At 76.9% G+C, this 12700-nt stretch carries 11 protein-coding genes and 1 pseudogene; 6 read left to right on the plus strand and 6 right to left on the minus strand.

Annotated features, from left to right (window positions below; translation table 11 throughout):
- Positions 1 to 143: 143 nt before the first annotated feature.
- Entirely contained in the window at positions 144 to 275 is a 132-nt protein-coding gene (locus RM780_RS21670) for an LPFR motif small protein (protein WP_311632509.1), read from the minus strand.
- A 254-nt stretch (positions 276 to 529) separates the two neighbouring features.
- Between RM780_RS21670 and RM780_RS21675 the strand changes: the two genes are divergently transcribed.
- From RM780_RS21675 to RM780_RS21685, 3 genes are all read left to right on the plus strand, one after another.
- Positions 530 to 1372 carry a class I SAM-dependent methyltransferase gene (locus RM780_RS21675; protein WP_311632510.1) on the plus strand — a complete coding sequence of 281 codons (843 nt, stop codon included), beginning with the start codon at positions 530 to 532 and terminating at the stop codon, positions 1370 to 1372.
- A 113-nt stretch (positions 1373 to 1485) separates the two neighbouring features.
- A complete protein-coding gene (locus tag RM780_RS21680; protein ID WP_311632511.1) occupies positions 1486 to 1662 on the plus strand; it encodes a hypothetical protein in 177 nt (58 codons plus the stop codon).
- Between the two features lie 325 nt (positions 1663 to 1987).
- Complete coding sequence (locus RM780_RS21685) at positions 1988 to 2278, plus strand: hypothetical protein (RefSeq protein ID WP_394813044.1); 291 nt, start codon at positions 1988 to 1990, stop codon at positions 2276 to 2278.
- Between the two features lie 22 nt (positions 2279 to 2300).
- On the opposite strand, the gene RM780_RS21690 is transcribed toward RM780_RS21685, so the two are convergent.
- The 5 genes and pseudogenes from RM780_RS21690 to RM780_RS21705 form a co-directional block, all read right to left on the minus strand.
- The gene (locus RM780_RS21690) at positions 2301 to 3527 is read right to left on the minus strand and encodes a DUF418 domain-containing protein (RefSeq protein ID WP_311632513.1); all 1227 of its coding nucleotides are present in this window, start codon (positions 3525 to 3527) and stop codon (positions 2301 to 2303) included.
- Between the two features lie 149 nt (positions 3528 to 3676).
- Entirely contained in the window at positions 3677 to 3919 is a 243-nt protein-coding gene (locus RM780_RS27975) for a hypothetical protein (RefSeq protein ID WP_449657204.1), read from the minus strand.
- Positions 3920 to 3963: 44 nt separating this feature from the next.
- Positions 3964 to 4209 (minus strand): annotated as a pseudogene (locus RM780_RS27980) (MerR family transcriptional regulator); the annotation flags it as partial.
- Between the two features lie 75 nt (positions 4210 to 4284).
- Complete coding sequence (locus RM780_RS21700) at positions 4285 to 8118, minus strand: nSTAND1 domain-containing NTPase (protein WP_311632514.1); 3834 nt, start codon at positions 8116 to 8118, stop codon at positions 4285 to 4287.
- A 490-nt stretch (positions 8119 to 8608) separates the two neighbouring features.
- Complete coding sequence (locus tag RM780_RS21705) at positions 8609 to 9868, minus strand: glycosyltransferase (RefSeq protein WP_311632515.1); 1260 nt, start codon at positions 9866 to 9868, stop codon at positions 8609 to 8611.
- 201 nt (positions 9869 to 10069) lie between these two features.
- Between RM780_RS21705 and RM780_RS21710 the strand changes: the two genes are divergently transcribed.
- From RM780_RS21710 to RM780_RS21720, 3 genes are read left to right on the plus strand one after another with little or no spacing between them, the layout of a single operon-like run.
- Positions 10070 to 10714, plus strand: coding sequence for an ABC transporter permease (locus tag RM780_RS21710; RefSeq protein WP_311632516.1), 645 nt, complete (start codon positions 10070 to 10072; stop codon positions 10712 to 10714).
- Entirely contained in the window at positions 10711 to 11862 is a 1152-nt protein-coding gene (locus RM780_RS21715; RefSeq protein WP_394813045.1) for an ABC transporter ATP-binding protein, read from the plus strand. The genes RM780_RS21710 and RM780_RS21715 overlap by 4 nt, the downstream gene beginning before the upstream one ends.
- A complete protein-coding gene (locus RM780_RS21720) occupies positions 11859 to 12662 on the plus strand; it encodes an ABC transporter permease (RefSeq protein ID WP_311632517.1) in 804 nt (267 codons plus the stop codon). Before RM780_RS21715 ends, RM780_RS21720 begins: the two co-directional genes overlap by 4 nt.
- Positions 12663 to 12700 lie beyond the last annotated feature (38 nt).

A 12700-nucleotide genomic window follows, 5' to 3' on the forward strand; every position in this document is an offset into this window, starting at 1 on the left:
CTCACGTCCCCCGGCGCGCCGGGGGGGCGAAATGCGGTACCCCCGGAAGCACACCGGGCGCAGAAGGGGGCGCATAGCGGAGGCAAGTGCTCCGCTTCGTGAACGTGTGCGCGCGGACGGCTACTTGACGTCGAGGCTGTGGCTCAGTGGCGGCGCCCGTGGACGCTGCTCGACGCGCCCCCGAAGAGGCGGGCGACGGCCCGGAACGGCAGGGAGACGACGGCGGCGAGGACGCCGCCGATCGAGCGGAGAATGTCGGCGATGGCGCGGAACATGGTTCTCCTCCTTCCGCGTTGACGGTCTTTGTCTCGCGGTCTTCTTCTCTGCGGCCCGCTTCTCTGCGACCGCTGGTGCGCGGCACCGGGTGCCCAGGGCGCCGGGCCGGAAACCCCGCCGCTACGCAAGGTCAGGACCCGGACGCGCAGGGATGGCGGCCGGGCCCGCGCGGGTAGGGGCCCGAGCCAGGGGCCCGGGGCTAGGGTGCTCACCGAGCCGCGATCGACAGGGCCCGCGACGGAGGGGGATTCCGATGGCCAACGCGGAGCAGAAAGAGCTGTGGAACGGCGACAGCGCCCGCCACCGCGTCGCCCACGACGCGCGCTACGCGGCCATGCAAGCCCGCCACACGGTCCGGCTCCTGGCCGCCGCGGGCATCGCGCGGGCCCACCACGTGCTGGATGTCGGCTGCGGCTGCGGCGCCACCGCCCGCGCCGCGGCCGAACGCGCGCCCGCCGGCAGTGTCCTGGGCGTGGACCTGTCGGAGGCGATGCTGGACCACGCCAGGGAACGCGCCGCCGCGGCCGGGCTGCGCAACCTCCGCTTCGGCCGGGTCGACGCCCAGGAGCACCCTTTCCCCCCGGCCGCCTTCGACGTCGTCCTCAGCCAGTACGGCGTGATGTTCTTCGAGGACCCCCCGGCCGCCTTCGCCAACCTCCGCCGCGCGCTGCGCCCCGGCGGGCGCCTGGCGTTCCTGTGCTGGCAGGCGCCGGGCCGCAACGACCTCCAGACCGTCGTGGACGCTGCCCTCGCCGAGCACCTCGACCTGCCCTGCGCCGAGGACGGCGCCGCGCCCGGGCCGTTCTCCCTGGCCGACCCCGAGCGGGTCCGGGACCTCCTCGAGAAGGCCGCCCTCTCCGGAATCCGCATCGTCCCCGTCACCGACCCGCTGTGGCTCGGCGCCGACGCCTCCGATGCAGCAACGTTCCTGCGCGGCCGTCCGCGCCTGCGCGAGCTCCTGGCCGCCGTCGACCCGGACACGGCGGAACGCGCCATGGACGCGGCCCGCCGCGCCCTCCTCCGCTTCGAGACGTCCGACGGCGTTCTCCTCGGCGCTGCCTCCTGGCTCGTCACCGCCACCCGCCCAACGCCCTGAGTGCCGCGCTCCCTTACGACGCGCGGGCCGTCGTGGCAAGAGGGGTGGCCGAGGGCAGGGGCGGTTCGCGACTCTGGGTGGTCCGACGGCTGCGAAGAGGGAGGTGTCGGTCCATGGACGCACAGCACGCGCCGGCCGTGGCCGGTCCGTGTCTGCACCTTCAGTTGGTGACGACGCCGGCGGGTCAGGAGTGCGGGGAGTGCCGGGTGCTGGTCTATCCCGCCGACGCCATCGCCGGGGGACCGCCGCCGGGAGCCCCGGGCGGCGAGGCCGCCCCCGGGGGCGGCTAGGGCGTGTCCGCGAAGTCGCGCGCCCGCGGGACTTCGCGGACACGCCCCGGGCGAACTTTCCCTCCGCCGCGCGGATGTCCCGCACGCCGTCACGCTCACCGCCCGCGTGTCCGCCGCCGGCCCGGCCCCGGCCAGGCCCACCGGGGTCCGTCGCTTTCCGCCTCGGCCGCGCGCTCTCCGGGACCACCGCGCTCCTCTGATCCGCGTGCCGGCGCCCGCCCGCCCCGGACCGCAGCCGACGGCCCGGCGCGGGCGGCGCCCGCCGTGCCGTTGCCCGCAACCCGGGGCGGTTTGGGCGGGCGGGTCCGCGGCCACTCGGCATGTCATGTCCGCAAAAAACGTGAGACTCGGTCCCGCGGCCACGGCCATCGCGGTCGCCGCGGACGTCGCGGCGACCGTCATCGGCCTATGGCTGGTGATGTACCTGCTCGACGCCAACCCGGCCAACGACCTGGTCAACCTGCTGGAGCACCTCGCGCGCTGGCTGGCGGCCTGGTCGCACGACATGTTCACCTTCGACGAGGAGTGGGCCCGCGTGGTCTGCGGCTACGGGCTGGCCGCCCTGGTCTACCTCGTCGTCGGCAACATGCTGGCCCGGCGGGTGCGCCGGATGTAGCACCCGCCGGGCCGGCTTCGCGTCAGCGGCGGAGCAGGCGTTTCTGCGCGGCCTCCAGCGGCCCGTGCCGGAAGCGGCGAAGCCACAGGGGCGCGCCGATCAGCAACACGGCGCACACCCCCGCCCACACGCCCATCACCCACCACGGGGACCCGTCCGTGCCGGGACGGGCGGCCAGGCCCAGGCCGAAGCCGTAGCACAGCAGCGCGCACAGGGCGTTCTGGAGCACGTAGCAGGACAGGGCCGTGCGCCCGACCGCGCCGAGCGCCGCGGTCAACGCCCCCGGCCGGCGCACGCGGTCCACCAGCGCGCCGACCAGGCCCACGCAGCCGACCGCCACGAAGGGCGCCGCCAGGTAACGGTCCGCCAGCGCCCAGTCGGAGCCGCCGAGCGAGGTGGCCAGGTTCAGCGGCAGGCCGACCCCCAGGCCCCAGCGGCACAGGCGCAGCCGCAGCCGGCGCCCCGCCGCGTCGTCCCCGAACGCCCCCGCCCGGAACAGCCGCACGCCCAGCAGGAAGAGGAAGAGCAGCAGCCCGAAGGTGATCACCGGCTCCATCCGCAGCGCGAGCGCGTGCTCGAGTCGGAAGCCCACCACCTCCAGGTAGCCGCCGTGCCCGTACACCTCGGCCGCCCGGCCGTACCCGGCGTCGCCCCCGCCCTCGCCGTCCTCGGCCAGCAGCGCGGCGGTCAGCAGCAGCACGAGGGCGACGTGCGCGCCCGCGGCCCAGCGCATGGCCCGCCGCCGGGCCGCCTCCGAGCGCGCCAGCAGCCAGGCCACCACCAGGGCGGTGACCGCGTAGCCCATCAGCACGTCCCAGGCGAAGATCAGCAGGAAGTGCAGCGTTCCCTCGGCCAGCAGGAACAACGCGCGCCGCGGGTAGCGGCCCGGCCACCGCCCCCCGTGGCCGGTGGCCGAGCGGTACTGGATGGCCAGCCCGACGCCGAAGAGCAGCGTGAGCATCCCGAGCGCCTTGCCGTTGCCGAGGAACCGGAAGGCCCACTCGGCGGCCAGGGCGGGGGAGGGATCGCGCAGCAGGTCGTTCAGGCTGACCATGGCGGAGGAATCACTGAGCACGCCCCACTCGCCGGCCGGGTGGGCGAAGATCCAGACGTTGGTCAGCAGCGTGCCGAGGATGGCCACGCCGCGCAGCACGTCCAGGACCGGGAGCCGCCGCCCTGCGGATAACGCGGGCTCCGTGGTCGTCGTCAACGGCGGCGCGCCGGCGCGCGCCTCGTCCGCGGTGGTCATGCAAACCCCCTGGGGCATCGGCTGGTTGTCCGCTCATCATGGGATCTGGGCCGGCGCCGGGTCGTCAGGTTCGCGGAGGAGAACGCCGTACATCCTTCGGCGGACCGGGCCCCGGGGCGCGTCCACCCCGGGGCCCGGCACCGCTCACGTCACGCGGCGCGGGTCACCGGCTCCTGAACCTCGGTGACCCAGGCGCTCCGGCCGGGCCCCGGGGTCTCGTGGTGGACCTCCCGGGCCATGGCCGGCATGGAGGCACCTCCCAGCCCCCGGGGCTGGGGGAGGTAGCCGTGGGTCTCCGTCCAGCGGGCGATGGCCTGGAGGCTGGAGACCAGGTGCTCCATGGACCCCCGGTGCAGGAGCGTGGCGGCCTGCTCGATGGGCGGCAGGTCCACGACGGCGAAGTCGTACCGCGCGTCCGGCGCGGCGGCGACCTGGGCAGCATGCCGTGCAGCTCGGCCGCGTCGACGCGCTCGTCGAGGATTCCGCGCACCTGCCGGAGCGTGAGGCCGAGGTCCTTCGGGGCGACGATGCGGTCGGGCCGCGTGAGCTGGGCGGCCGTGTAGCAGCGGTCGCCGGTGACGGGGCCGGTGCGGGCGGGGCGCGGCAGGCCGAGGCCGTCGTAGTGCCTCAGCATCCGCACCGTCACGCCCCCGTGCCGGGCGAAGTCCCCGATGGTGAACATTCCGATGGTGAACACGGCGCGGCTGCTCCACGGCCTCACACGGTGTCAGCAACCAGCGGCCACGTCGGCGGGCGTTCAGGAGGGGCACGCGGAGCCGGCCGCGTCGGGGGGGACGTGCGCGGCGCGCTCCTGCGCGGTGAGGTCGCGGCCCAGGGCGTCGCACAGCCGCCGGACGGCCTCGGCCGGACTGGGCAGGGCGGCCTCCCACAGCAGCACGGACCCGTCCCGGGGCGCCGTGGCCAGCGAGGAACCGTCCGGGGAGAACGCCAGGGCCAGGACCGGCCCGGAGCCCCCGGGCAGCTCGGCGCGCGGGCGGCCGGTGACGGTGTCCCAGAGCCGGACGGTGCCGTCGCCACTGCCCGTGGCCAGCACGGTGCCGTCGGGGCCGAACGCCAGGGACCGCGTGTCGTCCGTCTCCCCCGCGAGCGGGGTGCGGACCTTCCCGGTGTCCGTGTCCCACAGCAGGACCGTGCCGTCGGGCCGGACCACGCCCAGCGTCCGGCCGTCCGGGGCGAACACCACGCCCGGCAGGGAGCTTCCGCCCCCGCCGCCGGGGGCGTCCTCCAGGGCGGCGACCTGCTCGCCGCCGTCCACCTTCCGCACCCGGACGCTGCCGTCCTCGTACAGCGTGGCCAGGGCCGTGCCGTCCGCGCTGAACGCCGTGTCGATGACGCCCCCGTCCTCGTGCTCGTCCTCGTGGGCGGCCAACGGCCGCCCCGTGGCGGCGTCCTGGACCCGCAGCAGGCCCCCGCCCCCGTGCACGGAGGCCAGGGTGGTCCCGTCGGGGCCGAAGGCGACCGGCCCCCAGGCGTCCTCCAGCGGGCGGGCGTCCACCTGGCGCCGGGTCGCGGTGTCCCACAGCCGCAGCGTGCCGTCCGTGCCCAGGACGGCCAGGCGCCGGCCGTCCGGGCTGAGGTCGAGCCGGTCGGCGGGGGCGGCCTCGGGGCCGACGCCCTCGGGGGGGACGCCGCCCGTGTCGGGGCCGACGCCGCCCGGCCCGGGGGCCGCGCCGCCGTCGGGGCCGCCGTCCGGGAAGGTGCCGAGGGGCGCGCCGCTCGCCGCGTCCCAGAGGCGGACCTGTCCCGAGGCGTTCGCCGTGGCCACGGCCTCGCCGTCCGGGGTGAACGCCACCGCGTCCGCAATCCCGGCGGCCCCGGTCAGGGAGGCGCGCGGTCCTGAGCCGACATCCCAGACCCGGACGGTGCCGTCGTCGCCTCCGGTGGCGAGCAGCGAGCCGTCCGGCCCGAAGGCCAGGGCCGTCACCTCTCCCGCGTGTCCGGTGAGGGTGGCGCGCAGGTCCCCGCTCTCGGCGTCCAGGACGCGGACGGTGCCGTCCGGGGCGGAGACGGCGAGGGCCCGGCTGTCGGGGGAGAAGGCCAGCAGGGGCAGGAGGCCGGCGGCGCCGGGGCCGAACGCCTCACCGTCCCGCCCGTCCGCGTCGGGCATCGCGAGCGGGCCGTCCACCCGGCCGAGGGCGGGCAACTCGGTGCCGTCCTCCCCGTCCCACCGCCGGATCACGCCGTCCTCGCGGACGGTGATCAGGCTTCCGCCGTCCGGGCTGAACGCCGCCGCGACGGTCAGGCCGCTCCGCTCCCCGACACGGAAGCGCACGCCGCCCGTCACCGTGTCCAGCAGTGCCGGCCCGCCCACCTCGTCCGTGAACACCGTGTCGCCGTCGGCGCTCAGGGCCAGGGTCCCCAGGCCGGCGCTCGGCGGTGTGACGGTGCGGCGCAGGCGCCCGGTGGAGGTGTCCCACAGCTGCACCGAGCCGGGCCCGTGCGTGGCCAGGACCGCGCCGTCCGCCGTGAACGCCAGCGGCGTGGCGAAGTCCTCCACCTCCTCCAGCGTTGCCAGGAGCCGTCCGGAGGCGGCCTCGCGGATCCGCAGGTTGCCCAGGCCCTCCTCGGCGGCCAGCAGCGCGCCGTCCGGGCTCAGCAGCGCGGGGCCGACCACGCCGGAGGGCGCCGCCGCCCCGGCCGGGGACCGGGCGCCGCCGTTGTCCATGTTCCAGGAGCGCGTCCGGCCCGCCCCGTCCACGCTGATCAGGTCGCCCCCGGGGCCGAAGGCCACCGCGCGCACACCCCCCGCGTGCCCCGGCAGGCGGTGACGCAGCGGCAGGGCGGAGGCGGCGTGGACGGCGGCGGTCGCCTCGGAGGTGGGGTGCGTGCGGTAGGCGGCCACGGCGAGCAGGGAGGCCAGGTCGGGGTCGCTCTCGAGGAAGGCGGCGGACTGGGCGGCCAGTTGGCGCGACTCCGCCTCCCGCTGGGCCTCGACCGCGCTCTGCCGCTGCCACAGCGCGCTGCCCGCGGCCACGACCGCGGCGGCCAGGAGGCAGGCCAGGGCCGCGGTGAGGGCGCGCAGGCGGCGGGTGGCGCGGGCCGCGGCGGCGCGTTCGGCCTCCCGCGCGGCCAGCCCGGCGTCGAGGAACGCCCGTTCCCCGGCGGTCAGTTCGTCCGGGGCGCCGTCCGTGTCCCCGGGGAATGCCTCCTCCGCGGCGGCCAGGCGGGTGCCGCGGTAGAGCGCCCCCGGGTCGCGGTCCAGCGCCTCCCAGGCGGCGGCGGCCTCGGTCAGCCCGCGGTGCAGCCGCAGGCGTTCCCGCCCGGTCTCCACCCAGTCCCGCAGCCGGGGCCAGGCCGTGATCAGCGCCTCGTGCGCCAGCTCGGCCGACTCCCCGTCCAGCGTGATCAGGCGGGCGCGGGCCAGGCGTTCGAGCACCGGGGCGACCTCGGCCGCGCGGCCGTCCTCCAGCTCGGCCCGGGGCGCCGGGCGCCGGGTGTCCTGCGCGCCGTCCCCCGGGGCGATCAGCCGCAGCAGCACCAGCCGCGCGCGTTCGGCCTGCGCGGGCGGCAGCGCCGTCCACAGCTCCTCGGCCGTGCGGGCCACCGCGCCCCGGATGCCCCCGGCCGCCTCGTAGCCCTCCAGCGTCAGCGAACGTCCGCGGCGGCGGCGCCAGGTCTCGCGCAGCGCGTGCGACATCAGCGGGAGGCCGCCGGGGCGGCCGTCCACCTCCTCCAGGATCCGCGCGGTCAGGGCGCGTTCCACGATCAGGCCCTCGGCCTGGGCCGGTCCGACGACGGCCTGGCGCAGCTCGGCGGGGCTCATCGGCGCGACGAGCACGGTCGCCTCGCGGGTGGCCAGCGCCAGGTCCCGGTGCTCGGTCAGCCGCCCGAAGAAGTCCGCCCGCACGGCCAGCACCACCCGCAGCCGGCCGCCCCCGCCGGCCTCGTCCGTCCCGTCCGCCGCGTTCGCCGCCTTGGCCAGCGCGTCGAGGAAGGCCGCCCGCCGCCCGGCCTCCCGGCACAGGGTGAACGCCTCCTCGAACTGGTCCACCAGCACCCACGTGGGCCCCTCTCCCTCCGCCGGGACCAGCGCGCGGGCGTGCGTGCACGCCGGGTTCGCGCCCGGCGTGAGGATGCGCACAGCCGCCGGGCGCCGCGCCCCGTCGGACTCCCCGCGCAGCGCCGGGATCAGCCCGGCCCGCAGCAGCGAGGACTTCCCGCAGCCCGAGGGCCCGGCCAGCACCACCAGACGCCGGGCGTGCGCCCGCTCCACCACCTCGGCCACCAGCGCCTCCCGGCCGAAGAACCGCTCGTGGTCGGCCGGTTCGAAACGTGCCAGCCCGGGGTAGGGGGAGCGCGCGCCGAACTCCTCCTCGGCCTTCCCGGCCTCCCGCGCCTGCCGGGCGTCCTCCTCGCGCCGGGCCTCCCGCCAGCGCTCCTCCCAGTGAGCCTCCTCCCCGCCGCAGGTCCGCGCGTACGCCAGCGCCACCGGCAGCGAGGGCAGGCGCTCACCGGCCGCGGCCTCCGACAGCGTCGCCGCCCCGTAGGGCACCCGCCCGGCCATCGTCCGGTAGGTCGGGCTCCCGGCCTCCCGGCGCAGCTTCCGCAGCTCCAGCGCGAACCGCGCCACCGGACCCGCCGTCGGATCCAGCGGCTTTTCCCGACGGCCCATCGGGCACCGCCCCCCACAGTCGCATCCCCGGCGGCCCCCCGGCCGCGCCCCTGGGCAGCGTACGACAGGCGCGGCCCGAACGGTCCGGCTCGCGGCCGTTGTCCGCGCCCGGCCGGAGGGTTTGGGAGCGCGCCGGGGGCCCGTGACCTGCGGCTACAGGATTGATCGGAGTGGCGGAAGGGGGGTGCCGATCAAGGCCCGGGGCGCTGGAATCGGTGACAAGAGCCGCCATGGGACGGCGGCCCCGACGGGCAGAGGAGAAGGACATGGACGAGGCAGCGGGCAGACACGGGACGACGGCGGTGCGCGACCGCGGGCGGCACGCCTTCGCGGCGCGGCCGGGGGACGACGACTGGGTGAGCTGAGCCGGCGCGCCCCCGCCCCGCGGGCCGGACGGCCCGCGGGGCGGGGGCGCGAGCGCGACCGGGAGGGCAGGGAGGCCGGGCGTTCAGCCGGCGGGGGCGGCGGCGCGGAGGGCCGTTTCCAGGACGCGGGCGGCGCCGTCCTCCGCGGCCAGGGCCTCGGCGACCTCGCGGGCGCGCTCCCGGTGGCCCTTCCCGGAGACCGCGCGGCGGATCAGCTCCGCCAGGCGCTCGGCGCCCAGGCGGGCGATGGGAACCCAGCCGGGGCTGGTGCCCAGCGCGACCTGCCGCTCGGCCCAGAACGGCCGGTCCATTCCGGCCGGGACGGTCACGGCGGGAACGCCCGCCCGCAGCGCCGCGGCGGTGGTGCCGGCTCCGCCGTGGTGGACGACCGCCGCGACCCGCGGCATCAGCCAGTCGTGGGGCACGGCGCCGACCGGGAAGACGTGGTCGTCCGCCACGGACAGGCCCGCCCAGCCGGACTGCACCACGCCCCGCACGCCCGCCAGGCGCAGCGCGCCGCGCAGCGCCTCGGCCACCCGGCCGCGGTGTCCGGCGTCGATCGCGGTGCTGCCGAAGCCGATGAGCACCGGCGGAGGCCCGGCCTCCAGAAACTCCTGAAGGCCGGGCGGGGGTTCCCAGCCGGTGGGGCGCCGCGGCCACCAGTAGCCCACTACCTCCAGGCCCGGCCGCCAGTCGGCGGGGCGGGGGACCACGGTGGGGCTGAAGCCGTAGCAGACGGGCCAGTGCCGCTCCTCCACGCGGCGGCGGAACGCGCGGGCGGGCACGGGCGGCAGGCCGTGCCGGGCGCGGAAGCGCTTCGCCGCCCCGGCGGTGGCCCGGTCGATCGCGGCGTGCGCGGCGCCGGCCGCCGCCGCGTTGCCCCAACCGCCCAGCGAGCGGCGGCCGGAGAGGAAGGCCGGGGGCCACTCGCGGGTGGGGTGCGCGGGCTGGAGGAAGACGCCGACGGTCGGCAGGCCGCCGGCCGCCTCGGCGGCGTGCCAGCCCAGCGGGGTGCTGGTGGTGGACAGCAGCACCACGTCCGCGCCCTCGGCCATCACGGCGCGCATGGCCTCGATGCCGTGGTCCAGGTTGCGGACGAGGTCGGCGGTGCGCCTGGCGTTGGGGACCAGTTCGCGGCTGCCGCGGCCGAAGGTGTGCTCCTCATGCCCGGCCTCCTCGTCGCCGAACGACCGGAACTCCAGGCCGCGTTCGCGTACCAGGGGCGCGAAGTCGCCGTGCGTGGCGATGACCGGGCGATGGCCGGCCTCGGCCAGCCGGGCGGCCAGGCCCGTGTAGGGGAGCACGTCGCCGGTGGCCCCCGCCGTCACCATGAGCACGCGCATCGAGCCCTCCCTCGCCGGCTCCCGGACGGACCCGGCGACAGTACTGACGAGTTCCGGCCATGCGCAACGGCCTTCGGGGTAGGAGTGGGTCGTCCCGCGGGGGGCCCGGGGAAGACCCTGAGGTGGCCGCGGGGGGCGTTGAAGATCGGCAGGGGCGGGAAGGATCGGGAACATGCGTACGACGAACCTGGGGGGAGGCGCATGAGCTTCTCCGAGTACCTGGACCGGGAGTGGCCCGATATCGCCGTGCTGATGACCCAGCACGCGCAGGTCGTGCTCATCGCGGTCGGGATCGCCGCCGCTCTGGGCGTCGGCCTGGGCGTGGCCCTGGCCGGGCGCCCGCGGGCCGCGCGCGTGGCGCTGTCCGTGGCCGGGACCATGCTGACCATCCCCTCCCTGGCCCTCTTCGGCCTGCTGATCCCGCTGCTGGGCCTGGGCGCCGGGCCCACGATCGTGGCCCTGGTGCTCTACGCCGTCTTCCCGATCCTGCGCAACACCGTCACCGGCCTCGAATCGGTCCCCGCGGCCGTCGAGGACGCCGCCCGCGGCATGGGTCTCGGCCGCTGGGAGCGCGCCCGCCGCATCCGCCTGCCGCTGGCCTGGCCCGTGGTCCTGGCCGGGGTGCGCACCGCGACCATGATGAGCGTGGCCATCGCCGCGATCGCCGCGGCCGTCAACGGTCCCGGCCTGGGCGAGCTGATCTTCGACGGGCTGGCCCGCATAGGCGGCGCCAACGCCCTCAACCAGGTTCTGGCCGGCACCCTCGGCGTCACGCTGCTGGCCCTCGCCCTCGACCTGCTCTTCGTCGTGCTCTCCCGCCTGACCACCTCGCGAGGCATCTCATGACCCCCGACACGATCCCGGAGCCGGCCCCCGAGTCCGTCCCGCGGTCCAGCCCCGAGCCCGCCCCGGCGGAGGCGGCCACCGACGTGATGATCCGTCTGGACAAGGTCAGCAAGCGGTACCCCGGCCAGGACCGGGCCGCCGTCGACCGCCTCTCCCTGGACGTCCGCGCCGGGGAGACCGTGGTCCTCCTCGGCCCTTCCGGCTGCGGCAAGACCACCACCCTGCGGCTGATCAACCGCCTCATCGAGCCCACCGAGGGCCGCATCCTGCTCGACGGCGAGGACGTCACCCGCGTCAACCCCGACCGGCTGCGCCGACGCATCGGCTACGTCATCCAGCAGGTCGGCCTCTTCCCCCACATGACGGTCGCCGACAATATCGGCCTCATCCCGCGCACCCTCGGCTGGGACAAGAGGCGCGTGCGCGAGCGCGTGGACCACCTGCTCGACCTCGTCGGCCTGGACCCGGCCGCGTTCCGCCGCCGCTACCCCAAGGAGCTCTCCGGAGGGCAGCAGCAGCGGATCGGCGTGGCCCGGGCCCTGGCCGCCGACCCGCCCGTGATGCTGATGGACGAGCCCTTCGGTGCCATCGACCCCATCACCCGCGAGCGGCTCCAGAGCGAATTCCTCGGCATCCAGGCCAAGATCCGCAAGACGATCGTGCTGGTCACCCACGACGTGGCCGAGGCCGTCCGGCTCGGGGACCGCATCGCCGTCTTCACCGAGGGCGCCCGCATCGCCCAGTACGACACCCCGGCCCGCATCCTGGCCGCGCCCGCCGACGAGTTCGTCGCCTCCTTCCTCGGCGACGGCACGGCCATCCGCGGCCTGCGCCTCGCGCCCGTCGGTACCCTCGCGCTCGACCCGGTCGTGCCCGTCCCGCCGGGCCAGGAGCCTTCCGCCTCCGGCTCCGGGCCCCGCGCGGTCCGGGTGGACGCCGAGGGCCGCGTCCTGCGGTGGCCCGGCCCGGACGGGGCGCGCGACCTCGCCCGCGTCCGCGCCGACCAAACCCTCTACGACGCGCTGGACGCGATGCTCCGCGCCCGCCAGGACACCGTCGCCGTCGTGGACGAGAGCGACCGCCCCCTCGGCGCGCTCACCTGGGCCTCGGTGCTGCGCTCCCTGCCCGCTCCGGGCGGGGCCTCATGACCGTCACCGCCCACGACGCCCCCGCCGGGCCCGCCGCCCCCGCCGCCCCCGCCGCGCCCCGGAACGGCGCCGCCGGCCGCGGCTCGCCGCTCGGCCTCCTCGTCACGCCCCTGCTGCTGGCCGCCGCCTGCCTGGCCCTCTACCTCCACATCAACGGCCAGGAGCTGGACAGCATCGAGACCCGCGCCCTGGACCGCGAGGTCATCACCCGCCAGCTCCTGGAGCACCTGCGGCTGGTGGGCGCCTCCACGGGCCTGGTCATCGCCCTGGCCATCCCCCTCGGCGTCCTCCTCACCCGCCCCGGGCCCGCCCGCTTCGCCTGGCCCGTCCTCGCCCTGGCCAACATGGGCCAGGCCGTGCCCTCCATCGGTGTGCTGGTCCTCCTCGCCGTCACCGTGGGCATCGGCTTCCAGCAGGCGCTGATCGCGCTGGTCCTCGTCTCCGTCCTGCCGGTGCTGCGCAACACGATGGTCGGCCTGCGCGGCGTGGACCGCTCCCTCATCGACGCCGCCCGCGGCATGGGCCTGACCCGCACCGCCGTCCTGCTGCGCGTCGAACTCCCCCTGGCCGTCCCGGTGATGATGGCCGGCCTGCGGATCGCCCTGATCCTCAACGTCGGCAGCGCCACCCTGGCCACCTACACCAACGCCGGCGGCCTGGGCGGCCTGATCGACACCGGCATCTCCCTCAACCGCACTCCCGTCCTGCTCACCGGCTGCGTCCTGACCGCCGTGCTGGCCCTGGCCTGCGACTGGCTGATCGGCCTGGCCGAACGCACCCTCCGCCCCCGCGGCCTCTAGCGGGCGCCCCCCGCGCGCCCCGCCGTACCCCACGAATC

The organism is Streptomyces boetiae, from assembly GCF_031845405.1.
GTDB lineage: Bacteria > Actinomycetota > Actinomycetes > Streptomycetales > Streptomycetaceae > Streptomyces > Streptomyces boetiae.

What these genes read in the sequence shown, in the direction of transcription:
- RM780_RS21680 (WP_311632511.1), top strand. Translation starts at nt 1,486, where the DNA reads ATGGACGCACAGCACGCGCCGGCCGTGGCCGGTCCGTGTCTGCACCTT.
- RM780_RS21685 (WP_394813044.1), top strand. Translation starts at nt 1,988, where the DNA reads ATGTCCGCAAAAAACGTGAGACTCGGTCCCGCGGCCACGGCCATCGCG.
- RM780_RS21715 (WP_394813045.1), top strand. Translation starts at nt 10,711, where the DNA reads ATGACCCCCGACACGATCCCGGAGCCGGCCCCCGAGTCCGTCCCGCGG.
- RM780_RS21670 (WP_311632509.1), bottom strand. Translation starts at nt 275, where the DNA reads ATGTTCCGCGCCATCGCCGACATTCTCCGCTCGATCGGCGGCGTCCTC.
- RM780_RS21710 (WP_311632516.1), top strand. Translation starts at nt 10,070, where the DNA reads ATGAGCTTCTCCGAGTACCTGGACCGGGAGTGGCCCGATATCGCCGTG.
- RM780_RS21720 (WP_311632517.1), top strand. Translation starts at nt 11,859, where the DNA reads ATGACCGTCACCGCCCACGACGCCCCCGCCGGGCCCGCCGCCCCCGCC.
- RM780_RS21690 (WP_311632513.1), bottom strand. Translation starts at nt 3,527, where the DNA reads ATGACCACCGCGGACGAGGCGCGCGCCGGCGCGCCGCCGTTGACGACG.
- RM780_RS21705 (WP_311632515.1), bottom strand. Translation starts at nt 9,868, where the DNA reads ATGCGCGTGCTCATGGTGACGGCGGGGGCCACCGGCGACGTGCTCCCC.
- RM780_RS21675 (WP_311632510.1), top strand. Translation starts at nt 530, where the DNA reads ATGGCCAACGCGGAGCAGAAAGAGCTGTGGAACGGCGACAGCGCCCGC.